The sequence below is a fragment of the Aeromonas sp. 2692-1 genome (genome assembly GCF_013085505.1).
In the GTDB taxonomy this organism is placed as follows: Bacteria; Pseudomonadota; Gammaproteobacteria; order Enterobacterales; family Aeromonadaceae; genus Aeromonas; species Aeromonas hydrophila.
This window is the reverse complement of record NZ_CP038513.1, coordinates 2,007,899-2,022,736: the sequence shown is the minus strand read 5'-3', so window position 1 is coordinate 2,022,736 and position 14,838 is coordinate 2,007,899. Positions and strand designations below refer to the sequence as shown.

The 14,838-nt window shown below is 54.9% G+C and carries 10 protein-coding genes, 1 tRNA gene and 1 pseudogene; 5 read left to right on the top strand and 7 right to left on the bottom strand.

Annotated features, from left to right (window positions below; all coding sequences use genetic code 11):
* Positions 1–376 precede the first annotated feature (376 nt).
* Entirely contained in the window at positions 377–586 is a 210-nt protein-coding gene (vapB, locus tag E5E97_RS09805; RefSeq protein WP_087756365.1) for a type II toxin-antitoxin system VapB family antitoxin, read from the bottom strand.
* 131 nt (positions 587–717) lie between these two features.
* Here vapB and umuD point away from each other — a divergent pair, with 131 nt between their 5' ends.
* Positions 718–1,140, top strand: a complete 423-nt coding sequence (gene umuD / locus E5E97_RS09800; protein WP_010676201.1) for a translesion error-prone DNA polymerase V autoproteolytic subunit — start codon at positions 718–720, stop codon at positions 1,138–1,140.
* A gap of 3 nt (positions 1,141–1,143) precedes the next feature.
* Positions 1,144–2,415 carry a translesion error-prone DNA polymerase V subunit UmuC gene (umuC, locus tag E5E97_RS09795; protein ID WP_171280219.1) on the top strand — a complete coding sequence of 424 codons (1,272 nt, stop codon included), beginning with the start codon at positions 1,144–1,146 and terminating at the stop codon, positions 2,413–2,415.
* Here the strand turns inward: umuC and E5E97_RS09790 are convergent.
* Positions 2,398–2,694 carry a hypothetical protein gene (locus tag E5E97_RS09790; RefSeq protein ID WP_206829980.1) on the bottom strand — a complete coding sequence of 99 codons (297 nt, stop codon included), beginning with the start codon at positions 2,692–2,694 and terminating at the stop codon, positions 2,398–2,400. The two genes, umuC and E5E97_RS09790, sit on opposite strands and share 18 nt — an antisense overlap.
* Before the next feature lie 146 nt (positions 2,695–2,840).
* On the opposite strand from E5E97_RS09790, the gene E5E97_RS09785 reads away from it, so the two are divergent.
* A protein-coding gene (locus tag E5E97_RS09785) for an IS3-like element ISKpn10 family transposase (protein WP_099368947.1) occupies positions 2,841–3,928 on the top strand; the annotation gives its coding sequence in 2 pieces (ribosomal slippage) (positions 2,841–3,093 and positions 3,093–3,928; 1,089 coding nt in all).
* A gap of 37 nt (positions 3,929–3,965) precedes the next feature.
* Here E5E97_RS09785 and E5E97_RS23505 read toward each other — a convergent pair.
* Positions 3,966–4,142, bottom strand: a pseudogene (locus E5E97_RS23505) (transcriptional regulator); the annotation flags it as partial.
* Positions 4,143–4,959: 817 nt separating this feature from the next.
* On the opposite strand from E5E97_RS23505, the gene E5E97_RS09780 reads away from it, so the two are divergent.
* Positions 4,960–5,235: a transcriptional regulator gene (locus E5E97_RS09780; protein ID WP_109422697.1), complete on the top strand. Its 276-nt coding sequence runs from the start codon at positions 4,960–4,962 to the stop codon at positions 5,233–5,235.
* Positions 5,236–10,099: 4,864 nt separating this feature from the next.
* Positions 10,100–10,176: transfer RNA gene (locus E5E97_RS09775), tRNA-Arg, on the top strand.
* Between the two features lie 270 nt (positions 10,177–10,446).
* Here the strand turns inward: E5E97_RS09775 and rhaM are convergent.
* The 4 genes from rhaM to rhaB all read right to left on the bottom strand — a co-directional run bounded on the left by rhaM (position 10,447) and on the right by rhaB (position 14,675).
* The gene (rhaM, locus tag E5E97_RS09770) at positions 10,447–10,761 is read right to left on the bottom strand and encodes an L-rhamnose mutarotase (protein WP_029303765.1); all 315 of its coding nucleotides are present in this window, start codon (positions 10,759–10,761) and stop codon (positions 10,447–10,449) included.
* A gap of 11 nt (positions 10,762–10,772) precedes the next feature.
* A complete protein-coding gene (rhaT, locus tag E5E97_RS09765) occupies positions 10,773–11,801 on the bottom strand; it encodes an L-rhamnose/proton symporter RhaT (protein ID WP_171280218.1) in 1,029 nt (342 codons plus the stop codon).
* Between the two features lie 133 nt (positions 11,802–11,934).
* Positions 11,935–13,194 carry an L-rhamnose isomerase gene (locus E5E97_RS09760; RefSeq protein ID WP_118881763.1) on the bottom strand — a complete coding sequence of 420 codons (1,260 nt, stop codon included), beginning with the start codon at positions 13,192–13,194 and terminating at the stop codon, positions 11,935–11,937.
* The gene (rhaB, locus tag E5E97_RS09755) at positions 13,191–14,675 is read right to left on the bottom strand and encodes a rhamnulokinase (protein ID WP_118881764.1); all 1,485 of its coding nucleotides are present in this window, start codon (positions 14,673–14,675) and stop codon (positions 13,191–13,193) included. The genes E5E97_RS09760 and rhaB overlap by 4 nt, the downstream gene beginning before the upstream one ends.
* Positions 14,676–14,838: the final 163 nt, after the last annotated feature.

Below are 14,838 nucleotides of genomic sequence, written 5' to 3'. Positions count from 1 at the left end.
ATGGTGTTCACGTTGAATCGGAATTGGTGTTCATGATCGGCCGGAATATGCACTCATATCAGGGACTTGTTCGCACCTTCCCTAGTGCCACCAAAACACCGTCAATGAATGGTCCAATGGAAACCACGGGTAGATAACTGGATCACATGCACCACGACCAGTGGTGCAACCTAGAAAAAATGGCTACTGAGCTATCCTGCCTGGGGGGCGAGTACCGACAGATCTATGAACAATCCTCGCTACGCGAGAATGATAGCCATAGCTATTCACCTTTTCAGGTGAGAGGGATACGCTTTATCTATATATATAAAAACAATCCCTCTCAGCTACGCAACTCAGTTACCCTGCTGGACCAACCTCAGAGTTTCTCTCGCTCCTAGGCGGTTGGCTGCTCACGTTCGGCCATGAAGTCGGCGCTCATACAAGGCTCATCAAACCACCTATCCCAGGACTCACCTACAGGTGTGATTATGCGAGTACGACCAACCACGACGATCTCAACATGCGTGACCTCATCTGGCAGGGCCACTGCCTCGGGCAGGTATACCCCCTGGCCACGACCACACCTAAAAACTGTTGATTCCATCACGCGTCCTATGAACACAGTACCATGTGAACCGAACATAGCTAATGGGCCCGGTATGTCAACTGACACCGGATGCACACGTTATGCAATACGGCTATACTGTATATAAAAACAGTAACCAGTGAGCCACCATGTTCGCCATCCCACATCCAACCCCGGACGCTCTAGAGCTGCCGCTTTTTCTGTCCCCTGTGGTTTGCGGCTTTCCTAGCCCAGCACAGGACTATATTGAGCAAACCATAGATCTGAACCAGATCTGTATTGAGCATCCCGCTGCCACCTTCTATGTCAGGGCCAGCGGCCACAGCATGGTGGAAAAGGGCATCAATGACGGGGATCTTTTGATCGTGGATAGGGCGCTCAAGGCCCGCCACGGCGCTATCGTTCTAGCCTGCCTTGATGGTGAATTCACTGTCAAACAGCTGCAAGAACGCCCGTTCCCTGCCCTGCTACCCGCCAATCCGGATTTCCAGCCCATCCATCTATTGGACGGGCAAGAACTAGAGATTTTTGGCGTCGTAACCTATGTACTCCACAAGACCAAACTAGGCTAAACCATGCCCAACGCCATTGCCCTCGTCGATGTGAACAACTTCTATGCGTCCTGCGAGCGCCTGTTTAGGCCAGACCTCAAGGGGCGCCCGATCGTGGTGCTATCGAACAACGACGGCTGCGTTGTGGCTCGCTCGGCAGAAGCCAAGGCGCTTGGCATCAAGATGGGTGTTCCCTACTTCCAGATCCGTCAGTTCTTCGAGGCCGTAGGCGGTGTTTGGTTCTCGAGCAACTACGCCCTCTATGGTGATATGTCACAGCGCGTAATGACCACGCTGGAAGGCATGGTGCCAACTGTCGAGGTGTACAGTGTTGATGAGGCGTTTATTGAACTGAACGAATCATGGGCGGGAGACCTAACAGCATATGGTCGTCAGATCCGTGAACGAATACAGCAATGGACTGGACTCACAGTCGGCGTCGGGATCGGGCCAACCAAGACACTCGCCAAGCTGGCAAACTACGCCGCAAAGAAGTGGCCTGCGACTGGTGGAGTGGTTGATTTGCGTGATGAGGCACGTCGAGCGCGTTTGATGGCTATCACTCCAGTCGGGGAAATATGGGGAATAGGTAGAAAACTGACCACCAGGCTCGAAGCGCACGGGATCAATAGTGTGGCGGACCTAGTCGCTGTCGATGGTAAAAACCTACGGCATCGTTATGGGGTCGTTGTTGAGCGAACCGTGCTAGAGCTACGCGGCTATCCATGCGCCAGCCTGGAGCAGGACACACAAGCCAAACAGCAGATCATCTGCTCCCGATCATTCGGTGAACGGATCACACACATGAATTCCATGCATCAAGCACTCGCGGGATATATGGAACGTGCAGCTGAAAAACTCCGGGCAGAAGGAATGTGCTGTCGCCATGTCACCCTATTCATTCGTACCAGTCCCTTCAATGACAAAGAGCCCTACTACGGCAACCACGTGAGCACCACGCTGGCTGTGCCTACCAACGATACCAGGGAGCTGCTGGGAGTGATCCACTCACTGCTCTCTCATATCTGGCGGGATGGGCACCGCTACCAAAAAGGGGGCGTGATGCTAGCCGACTTCACTCCTATCGGCAGCCAGCAGGGAGATTTGTTCGACCATCATCAACATAAGCCCCGCAGTCAGGACCTAATGCAGATGATCGACCGAATCAACCAGGGACGATTAGGAAAAATTCATTTTGGATCTTGTGGGAGAGACAACAGTGATTGGATGATGAAGCGTGAAAAACTCAGTCCCCGCTATACAACCGCATTGGACGAATTACCCATTGCAAAGTGACAACCCGGATTTGCACTCAGCAAGGCGCTCTTGCGCCATCATCAATTCGCAACCGGTGATTCGGTCAACGCCTTTCACGTCACGCATTGGTGGTTTAATCACATGTCCGTTGAGCATTCCAGTTAGCATCCACTGCCGCAGTTGGCCCAATGAGAGCCCCAATTGCCTGGCAGCATCCACCATTCGCCATGACTGCTTAAATTGCAGATCGTCGGACACAGGGTCAAAGTTTCCAGCCTGCAATTTTAACAAAGCCCGGTGAGCAAGGGTCTCTGCCATTGGACCGAACCGCGCTTCGCTATAGGTGACTTTCTGCCCTAAGTAGCTTGCCTGCCACAGGCCACGAGATGGTTGGGTAATCCCCCCGAAAAACCAGGGTGCTCATAAGTAGAATTTTCCCGTACCTTGAACGCAGGAGGTTCTACATGAAAACATCACGCTTTAGCGATACCCAGATCATCGCCATCCTCAAACAAGCTGAGGCTGGAGCTCCCGTCCCGGAGCTCTGCCGCGAGCATGGCATCAGCACGACCACCTTCTACAAGTGGCGTTCCAAATTCGGGGGGATGGATGCCTCCCTCATGGCTCGACTCAAGGAGCTGGAGGACGAAAACCGCCGCCTCAAGAAGATGTACGCCGAGGAGCGCCTCAAGGCAGAGATCATCACCGAGGCCATGGCAAAAAAGTGGTAACGCCATCTGCCCGCCGGGAGATGGCGACCAAAGCCGTGACTCACTACGCCATATCCATCCGTCTGGCTTGCCGGATCTTCAAGGTCAGTGAAAGCTGCTATCGCTATCAGCCCGTGCTGGTCGATGAAAACCAGGAAATTGCCGATTGGCTGCTACGTATCACGGCCAGCCAGCGCAACTGGGGCTTCGGGTTATGCTTTTTGTACCTGCGCAACGTCCAAGGCTTTGGCTGGAATCACAAACGGGTATACCGGATCTATCGGGCGCTGGAGCTCAATCTGCGGATAAAACCCAGGAAACGGTTGGTTCGGGCTAAGCCAGAGCCGTTGGCGGTTCCCGACCAGCCTAATCAGTGCTGGTCGATGGACTTTATGCATGACCAGCTCAGCGATGGCCGCTCGGTGCGGCTGTTTAATGTGATCGATGACTTCAATCGTGAAGCGCTGTGCATCGAGGTGGATTTCTCCTTACCCGCCTCACGAGTCAAACGGGCGCTGGAGCAGGTGATCACGTGGCGAGGTAAGCCCGCCATTATCCGATGTGACAATGGCCCGGAATACATCAGCGAAGAGCTCAAGCGATGGGCGAAACAGGAGGGGATAACCCTGGGCTATATCCAGCCAGGAAATCCGCAGCAGAATGCCTACATCGAACGGTTTAACCGCACGGTGCGCTACGACTGGCTGGGCCATTACCTGTTTGAGTCACTGAATGAACTACAGGAGTTTGCCACGAACTGGCTGTGGGTTTATAACCATGAGCGGCCCAATATGGCGCTGGGTGGCTACACGCCGAAACAGCGTCTGGCACAGGCCGCATGACCTCTACTTTTGAATGCCCCTAAAAATGGGGGGATTACCTCAGCATCTCGCTGAACTCCGCCAGCTTACGCAGACGTTCAGCGTTTTCTTCCTGATATCGGAGCTCAGCAGCCTCACGCTCTGCAAACACCTCATCAAATTTGCTCTTAATCTCGACCAGTTGTTCGAATGGCAGTTCACGCAGAGCAGCCCGGAGACTACGAATGTTCAGCAGTGTTTAGATAAAATCATTCATGGATATCACGCCTAAAAAGTTATTTGTTTATCGCCTAGCATTATCTCCTAGCTGTAGTTTGGTGCCAATATTTTTCGATAAATTATTTGAGTTGCACAGGGAGGGTATGTTTGTTCGTTCAATGTGTACTGTATGCAATCCTCTCACCGGAGATCGACCTTCAACGGGTTCCATTAGTTACTGCTAGACTAGTTTATTCATGCTGGCAGGGACCTGGTGATGACGACAATCATTCTGCTAAGGAAGGTGCGAATAAGTACCCTATGTGCCAAAACTAAAAAGTTTAGCCATTTAATATCAATAATTTAGAATGGTGTGTTTTTGTGCCAAGTGACTTGTTAGCACCTTCCCTAGGACAAGGTGGAGTTTCCACTGTCTATGTCGTTAACAAAGAAAAGAGCTATACGATAACCTAATGTCAGTCAGCTCAGCTTGGCTGACATTGTTTTACTGACTGTTTTCACCGCCCCACTTCTGTGATCCAACAGTAACAATTCATCGATAGCTTCAAGATTCAACAGCAATACCTGATTCCGCGACCATATACCTATCACCACATCAATCTCACACCATTATCGGTAGTGAGAAATGGAACAACGCAGCTCTCCTACAACTGGTATAGCTGCTGGCGGCATAGCCGCAGCAAACACGAAAAAACTCCATTGGAGCCCGTTCGTAGACACCTCAACCCACACCGGTGATACTGCTCATATCTTGCACAGAACTTAGCCACTTACGTTCAGCGCAAAATGACTTTTTCAGGACCCACTCCAGCGAGGGTTCTTTTGAGGTAGCCATGGCACGCAAGCTTGATGATATATTGACCACAGAAATGCCCGACGTTGTCACTCAGGCCAGGGAAAAAGCAGATCTAATGCGGCTGGAGATTCATCTCACCCAACTGCGTGAAATGCTGACCCAGGCTGGCACCGAACCCATGATTTGCGATCAAGATCTATCAATAGAGGACGTTACACTGATGGACCTTAAACGCTGGGTCGAGGCTGCTGGGGGAAAACTACAGCTCAATGTTGAAATGCCAAACGGATCTCAGATCTCGTTTGCCGTTTAACTAGGGAAAGTGCGAACAAGTATCCCACGAACAAAAAATGAAAATTTTAGTCATTTAATATCAATGGGTTACCAGTAAATGCTCTCGTGCCATATGACTTATTCGCACCTTCCCTAGAAATCCATCTCTGCACACCGTAGCAATTATCGGCGGACAACAGGGAGATCTGTACCTCGGTGATCGCAGGGGCACACATCATCGGTATCGTGAAATGGAGTTTTGACCCAGGCAAACATCGATTGTCGGCTGACAACGAGGTGATCTGCACCAGAGCGCCAGTAGGCTGGAACTGCTACAGGTAGCGTGAAATGGAAATCTGACCCCAGCGAACTCGATGGTCGGCTGACAACGGGGTGATCTGAGCCGGAGTGCCCGCTGGCCCGAACTGCTACAGGTATCGTGAAATGGAAATCTGACCCCAGCGAACTCGATTGTCGGCTGACAACGGGGTGATCTGAGCCGGAGTGCCCGCTGGCCCGAACTGCTACAGGTATCGTGAAATGGAAATCTGACCCCAGCGAACTCGATTGTCGGCTGACAACGGGCTGATCTGCACCAGAGTACCCGCTGGCCCGAACTGCTACAGGTATCGTGAAATGGAATTCCGCCCCTGGTAAACATCGATTGTCGACTGACAACGGGCTGATCTGCACCAGAGTACCCGCTGGCCAGTACTGCTACAGGTAGCGTGAAATGGAATTATCACCCTGGCAAACATCGATTGTCGGCTGACAACACGCTGTTTTGTGCTGCTCGACATCGGGGCTTATCAGCTATAGGTATCGTGAAATGGAACCCTCGCTGCTGACTGGCTGCGATTGTCAGCTGACAACGGGCTGATCTGCGCCGGAGTGCCAGCTGGCCGGAACTGCTACAGGTAGCGTGAAATGGAAATCTAACCCTGGCAAACATCGATTGTCGACTGACAACGGGCTGATCTGCGCCGGAGTGCCAGCTGGCCGGAACTGCTACAGGTAGCGTGAAATGGAAATCTAACCCTGGCAAACATCGATTATCGGCTGACAACGGGGTGATCTGAGCCGGAGTGCCCGCTGGCCGGAACTGCTACAGGTAGCGTGAAATGGAAATCTAACCCTGGCAAACATCGATTGTCGGCTGACAACGAGGTGATCTGCACCAGAGCGCCAGTAGGCTGGAACTGCTACAGGTAGCGTGAAATGGAATTCCGCCCCTGGTAAACATCCATTGTCGACTGACAACGAGGTGATCTGCACCAGAGCGCCAGTAGGCTGGAACTGCTACAGGTAGCGTGAAATGGAAATCTGACCCCAGCGAACTCGATTGTCGGCTGACAACGGGCTGATCTGCACCAGAGTACCCGCTGGCCCGAACTGCTACAGGTATCGTGGAATAGAATTCTGACCCTGGCAGACAATGATTGTCGGCTGACAACGAGGTGATCTGCACCGGTGTGCCCGAGTGCGGAACCGCTATAGGTATCGTGAAATGAAACCCTCGCTGCTGACTGGCAGCGATTGTCAGCTGACAACGGAGTGTTCTGCACCTCAGCCCCGCTGACAACCGCATTATCGGTATCGTGAAATGGAATTCTGACCCTGGCAGGCAGTGATTGTCGGCTGACAACGGGCTGATCTGCACCAGAGTGCCCGCTGGCCGGAACTGCTACAGGTATCGTGGAATGGAATTCTGACCCTGGCAGGCAGTAATTGTCGGCTGACAACGGGCCGATCTGCACCTGAGTGCCCGCTGGCCGGAACTACTATAGGTATCGTGAAATGGAACCCTCGCTCCTGACTGGCAGCGATTGTCGGCTGACAACACGCTGTTTTGTGCTGCTCGACATCGGGGCTTATCAGCTATAGGTATCGTGAAATGGAACCCTCGCTGCTGACTGGCTGCGATTGTCAGCTGACAACGGGCTGATCTGCGCCGGAGTACCCGCTGGCCCGATGTGCTACAGGTATCGTGAAATGGAATTCCGCCCCTGGTAAACATCGATTGTCGACTGACAACGGGCTGATCTGCACCAGAGTACCCGCTGGCCAGTACTGCTACAGGTAGCGTGAAATGGAATTATCACCCTGGCAAACATCGATTGTCGGCTGACAACGAGGTGATCTGCGCCGGAGTGCCAGCTGGCCGGAACTGCTACAGGTAGCGTGAAATGGAAATCTAACCCTGGCAAACATCGATTGTCGGCTGACAACGGGGTGATCTGAGCCGGAGTGCCCGCTGGCCGGAACTGCTACAGGTAGCGTGAAATGGAAATCTAACCCTGGCAAACATCGATTGTCGGCTGACAACGAGGTGATCTGCACCAGAGCGCCAGTAGGCTGGAACTGCTACAGGTAGCGTGAAATGGAATTCCGCCCCTGGTAAACATCCATTGTCGACTGACAACGAGGTGATCTGCACCAGAGCGCCAGTAGGCTGGAACTGCTACAGGTAGCGTGAAATGGAAATCTGACCCCAGCGAACTCGATTGTCGGCTGACAACGGGCTGATCTGCACCAGAGTACCCGCTGGCCCGAACTGCTACAGGTATCGTGAAATGGAATTCCGCCCCTGGTAAACATCGATTGTCGGCTGACAACGAGGTGATCTGCGCCGGAGTGCCAGCTGGCCGGAACTGCTACAGGTAGCGTGAAATGGAAATCTAACCCTGGCAAACATCGATTGTCGGCTGACAACGGGGTGATCTGAGCCGGAGTGCCCGCTGGCCGGAACTGCTACAGGTAGCGTGAAATGGAAATCTAACCCTGGCAAACATCGATTGTCGGCTGACAACGAGGTGATCTGCACCAGAGCGCCAGTAGGCTGGAACTGCTACAGGTAGCGTGAAATGGAATTCCGCCCCTGGTAAACATCCATTGTCGACTGACAACGAGGTGATCTGCACCAGAGCGCCAGTAGGCTGGAACTGCTACAGGTAGCGTGAAATGGAAATCTGACCCCAGCGAACTCGATTGTCGGCTGACAACGGGCTGATCTGCACCAGAGTACCCGCTGGCCCGAACTGCTACAGGTATCGTGAAATGGAATTCCGCCCCTGGTAAACATCGATTGTCGACTGACAACGGGCTGATCTGCACCAGAGTACCCGCTGGCCGGTACTGCTACAGGTAGCGTGAAATGGAAACCTGGCCCTGGCAGACAGTGATTGTCGGCTGACAACGAGGTGATCTGCACCGGTGTGCCCGAGTGCGGAACCGCTATAGGTATCGTGAAATGGAACCCTCGCTGCTGACTGGCTGCGATTGTCAGCTGACAACGGGGGATCTGCACCTCAGTGGCCGCTGACAACCACATTATCGGTATCGTGAAATGGAACCCTCGCTGCTGACTGGCAGCGATTGTCAGCTGACAACGGAGTGTTCTGCACCTCAGCCCCGCTGACAACCGCATTATCGGTATCGTGAAATGGAATTCTGACCCTGGCAGGCAGTGATTGTCGGCTGACAACGGGCTGATCTGCACCAGAGTGCCCGCTGGCCGGAACTACTATAGATATCGTGAAATGGAACCCTCGCTCCTGACTGGCAGCGATTGTCGGCTGACAACACGCTGTTTTGTGCTGCTCGACATCGGGGCTTATCAGCTATAGGTATCGTGAAATGGAATTTGGCTCATTGCAGGCAGCGAGTGTCGGCTGACAACACGCTGATCTGTGCATGAGTACCCGCTGGCCGGAACTGCTACAGGTATCGTGAAATGGAAATCTGACCCCAGCAAGCTCGATTGTCGGCTGACAACGGGCTGATCTGCACCAGAATACCCACTGGCCCGAAGTGCTACAGGTATCGTGAAATGGAACCCTCGCTGCTGACTGGCTGCGATTGTCAGCTGACAACGGGCTGATCTGCGCCGGAGTACCCGCTGGCCCGATGTGCTACAGGTATCGTGAAATGGAATTCTGACCCTGGCAGGCAGTAATTGTCGGCTGACAACGGGGTGATCTGAGCCGGAGTGCCCGCTGGCCTGAACTGCTACAGGTATCGTGGAATAGAATTCTGACCCTGGCAGACAATGATTGTCGGCTGACAACGAGGTGATCTGCACCGGTGTGCCCGAGTGCGGAACCGCTATAGGTATCGTGAAATGAAACCCTCGCTGCTGACTGGCTGCGATTGTCAGCTGACAACGGAGTGATCTGCACCTCAGCCCCGCTGACAACCGCATTATCGGTATCGTGAAATGGAACCCTCTCTGCTGACTGGCTGCGATTGTCAGCTGACAACGGGCTGATCTGCACCAGAGTGGCCCGCTGGCCTGAACTGCTACAGGTATCGTGGAATGGAATTTTGACCCTGGCAAACATCGATTGTCGGCTGACAACGGGCTGATCTGCGCCGGAGTACCCGCTGGCCCGATGTGCTACAGGTATCGTGAAATGGAAATATGGCCCTGGCAAACAGTGATTGTCGGCTGACAACAGGCTTATCTGTGCCTGAGTACCCGCTGGCCGGAACTACTATAGGTATCGTGAAATGGAAATCTGACCCTGACAGGCAGCGATTGTCGGCTGACAACGAGGTGATCTGCGCCAAAACCCAAATAGGCCGGAACTGCTACAGGTATCGTGAAATGGAACTCAGACCCTGGCAAACAGTGATTGTCGGCTGACAACGGGCCAATCTGCGCCTCGGTGGCCGCAGGCGATCCAATTATCGATATCATGAATGGCAAAAAGGGCACTACATAAGCCTTAATGAGGTCAGATTGGAGTTAGCAATCGAGGACTAAAAATCATTTTTTGCCGTGTGGTGGCTCCCTACCAAAAAATCTGAACAACAAGCACCCAATCAGGCTAAAAAAGAAGCTTTCCGACAGAAAATCTACGCAGCTGTTTATTTTTATTAGTATTTTTATATAATGCACGCACGTCCCAGTGGCACAGCTGGATAGCGCGCGCCCCTCCTAAGGGCAAGGTCGCAGGTTCGAATCCTGCCTGGGACGCCATCTCGTAACCTCATCTCACCACCCAATAATGCATTTCTGCATGCCTTGCAAGCATTATTTTGCGCTATTTCAGCGCTATTCAAATCCATAAGAACTCTTAACTCATTGTTTTTTAACAAAATTTTTTATTTAAAAGCTCTTATAACCATCCCCTCCTAAGGGACAGGCCACTGGTTCGACTCCAGTCGGGAGCGCCATACAAAACAAGGGGTTGGCATCATCACGATGCCAACCCCTTGGTCGTTTTTGAGTCGGATGACACACCCGCTATCAAGCCAGATGGAAGAGCAAGGAGAGCTCCATGCTGATCGGGCTGTTATCGGGGTGCGATGGCATTATCTCTTGCATATAAGCCCACCACTGCTGGCAAATAGCTGTACTGGCCACCTCGCACCAGCGCCCCTCATCTTCAATCTCGACGTAACCAAACAGCTGACAGCTCTCCGGATGGAGAAAGATGCTGTAGTTGCTGGCCCCATGCGCCTTCAGAGTTGCGGCCAGCTCGGGCCAGAGCTCATCGTGACGGCGACGGTATTCCACCTCACAGCCAGGGTGCACCGACATCAGGAATGCCTTGCGGATCATCTTATCGCTCCTTATGCCATACCCATGCCGACCAGATTGGCGGCACCGACTATCACCAGCATGCCAATGCAGAGGATCCGCACCGGACGAGTGCCGACCCCTTTCCATTCCGCCATCAACAGCCCCACGATTCCGCCACACAACACATAACCGCTCATGTGCAGCATCCAGTTTACGAAGGAGAGATGTTCGGGAATGCTGGCTTCGCCCCAGGCATAAAAGAAGAACTGCAGATACCACATGATGCCACCGGCCGCGGCCAGCAAGCCATTAAGCAGCAGACTCCGCGCTGGCTGGGCCAGATCATTGCGCAGTGACAGTTCGGAGCGCGTTGCCAGCCGGATGAAGCAGTAGCCCATGTTGACGATGGCCCCACCGCCCATGATGATGCCGTAGCTCGGCAACACGGCGTAGAGCGGGTTGATGCCAAGCGCTAGCGATGCCTGCCGGATGGGAGCAGCGGCTTCCAGACCGAAGGCAAATCCCGAGGAGAAGATGCCGCACATCACCGCCAGCAGCAGCCCCTTCTTCAGGTTGAATTCCTGGGTAGTCGTGCCCAGGGCAATCTCTTTCTGATGCCCAGCCCAGGTGACTATGCCTATGCCGATCAATGCGACAAAGACACCGAGCAGGGTGATTTGGCCACTGGCCGTGGTGAGCAGTTGAACAAATTCCCCACGCAATATGGGTGGCATCAGGGTGCCCATCACCAGGGTCACACCGATGGCGATCCCTATGCCCAGAGACATGCCCAAATAGCGCATGGTCAAGCCATAGTTGACATTGCCTATCCCCCACATGGCACCAAACAGAAACATGCCCCAGAATGCCTTGCTGTCCACCACGCTGTAGAAGGCGCCGAAGTCATCGATCAGCGTGGAGGTGACCAGCCAGGGCAACAGGATCCATGAAAACAGGCCGGCGAAGGCCCAGGTGGTTTCCCACGACCAGCGCTGGACCTTGCTGAGGGGAGCATAGAAGGAGGCCGCCGAGGCGGCGCCAACCAGATGCCAACCGATTCCCGATACGATTGCAGACATGAGATGTTCCTTGCTTGAGGTTTGATTGTGTTTTTGCTTCCCGATGGAGGGAAGCGTCCTTGATGACAACCGCGCTGTTTTTGTTGTTTTTCTGACGCCCGCCACAGATGGCGGGCGTCAGCAGAGGGTGAACTCAGCGACGAGTGAGCAGCTCCTGCACCTCGTACTCCTTGACGGCGTCGAGCCAGTCGACGCCCACCGCAACCCCTTCACGGGCGCAGGCGTAGTCCCAGACGGCTTGCCACGGCAGGCTGCGGGTCTCCTCCATCAGAGCCAGGCGGGTCGAGTAATCCCCCTTGCATTCGGCTTGACGCAGCATCTCAATGGGCTCGAGCAGAGCACGCAACAGCGCCTTCTTCATGTTGCGGGTACCGATAACCCAGGCCGCGATGCGGTTGATGGAGGCATCGAAGAAGTCGAGGCCGATATGCACCCGCTCTAGCAACTCATTGCGGATGATTTCATTGGCGATGGCCTGGGTTTCGTCATCCAGAAGCACCACGTGATCGCTGTCCCAGCGCACCGGGCGGCTGACGTGCAGCAGCAGGTGCCGGACAAATAGAGAGGCCGCGCTGATCTTGTCGCTGATGACCTCGGTGGGGTGAAAATGGCCGGCATCCAGACACAGGGCTATGTCACGGGAGCTGGCATAACCCAGATAGAACTCGTTCGACCCGACCGTGTAGGACTCGGCTCCTATGCCGAACAACTTGCTCTCCACGGCATCTATGTGGTGCGCCTCGTCGATCCGCTCGGCCAGCACCTCATCCAGTGCCGCCATCAGCCGTTGACGCGGTCCGAGCCGGTCGGCGGGCAGATCCTTCATGCCATCCGGGATCCAGATGTTCATCACGGACGGCGTACCCAGCGCCTGACCAAAGGAGGCCGAGATGCGGCGGCTCGCCTTGCAGTGATCGATCCAGAACCGGCGGATTTCGGGATCCGGATGTGACAGCGTCATGCCATCGGCGCTCAGCGGATGGGAGAAACAGCTGGGGTTGAAGTCCAGACCCACGCCTCTCTCCTTGGCCCAGCGCACCCAGTTGGCAAAGTGCTTGGGTTCAATCTTGTCCCGCGCAACCGGGCTCTCCGCCTCCAGATAGATGGCGTGCAGGTTGAGCCGCTTGGCCCCCGGGATCAGTGACATCGCCAGATCCAGGTCGCGACGCAGCTCGATGGCATCGCGCGCCTTGCCCGGATAGTTGCCGGTCGCCTGAATGCCGCCGGTCAGGGCGCCGGCATCCGCTTCGAAGCCACCGACATCGTCCCCCTGCCAGCAGTGCATGGAGACGGGAATGGTGGCCAGGGTAGTCAACGCCTGATCCACATCGACGCCGAGGGCGGCATATTGCTGTTTGGCCAGGGAAAAGGCGGTTTCAATATTCGGGTTCATACAACTTCCTCGATTAACGTGTCTGAATGGGTGTGCGCGCAGAGCGCGGCAAAGCGCGTCCGGTAATAGTCCAGCTGCGGGACCTCATGCGGATGCAGGGTGTCGATGCGGGTGTTGTGGCGTATCAGGCGGCGCACGTCCGTCAGATCCTGTAAAAGGCCCAGCCCCTTGAGCTGCCAGCCGATGTTGCCGAGCGCCGAAGCCTCCACAGGCCCGGTGAGCACTGTGCATTGGCAGATGTCGGCGCAAAGCTGGTTGAGCAACCGGTTCTGGGAACCACCGCCGACGATATGCAGCCTGGTGATAGACTCGCCGGTGACGTTTTCCAGCTCCCTGAGCACCTGGTCGTAGCACAGCGCCAGACTGTCCAGCACGCAGCGCACCAGTTCGCCCGGGGTCTGCGGCGTGCCCTGTCCCGTCTCCTGACAGAAGTGCTGGATGGCGCTGCGCATGCAGGCGGGATTGAGAAAACGTTCGTCGTTGGGGTGGATGAGGTAAGCAAAGGGCTCGGCCTGTTCCGCCTGCGCCACCAGCTCTGCGAAGCCCAACTGCGGCCACAGCGCCTGCAGCCCCTGCACCAGCCACAACCCCATGACGTTCTTGAGCAGACGCCAGGTCCCCTCCACCCCCCCTTCATTGGTGAGGTTGGCAGCCAGGGCGGCAGCATCGGTCAGCGGGGCATTGCGCTCGACCCCGACCAGCGACCAGGTGCCCGAGCTGATATAGGCAGCGCCGCGCCCGCTCAGCGGGGTGGCGACTATGGCCGAGCCGGTGTCGTGGGTGGCAGGCAGGATGACGCTGACCTGACGACCGGAGGGGCTGATCCAGTGACCCAGCCGGGTGCCGGGGGCAGCGATCGGCTGCAGCCACTTGCCCCCTTCGCCGATCAGCGCGATCAGTTCGGGATCCCAATCCCTGCTGCGAGCATTGACCAGCTGACTGGTGGAGGCATTGGTAAATTCACAGCTGAACTGGCCGGTCAGCCGATAGTGCAGGTAATCGGGGATCAGCAGCAGGCGGGTGACCTTGTCCAGCCAGGCCGGTTTTTCATCGAGCAGGGCCCGGATCTGATAGAGGCTGTTGAACTTGAGGAACTGGATACCGCTGCGACGATAGATCTCATCGCGGGACAGTTGCTGCCAGACCCGCTCCGGCACGCCGTCGGTACGGGCATCGCGATAGGCCACAGCATCACCGAGCATCTGGCCCGCCGCATCCAGCAGGACAAAATCGACCCCCCAGGAGTCGATACCCACCGCATCGAGCACAATGCCGGCGTCATCAATTTTTTCCAGCCCGAGCAATATATTGGAAAAGAGCCGCTCCGGTTCCCAGCAATCATGCCCATTGCTATGCACCATGCCATTGGTAAAGCGATGCATCTCCTGCATGGTGATATTTTCATTGACCGGATCATAGCTGGCCCATATTACCCGCCCGCTGGAGGCACCTAAATCCACTGCTGCAATATTGACTGACATCGAACCGACTCCATAAATTTCGATGTCGTTACTCTAGGTTCCCTGATGGTTGGCAACCTTTCTGTTGTGGCCAAATAAATATGTTCAACTGGCATAAAAATCGAGAAATAGAGGCTGAATGACAATTGTGTGAGTGATATCAAATAATGCTACAGCGTAAAGG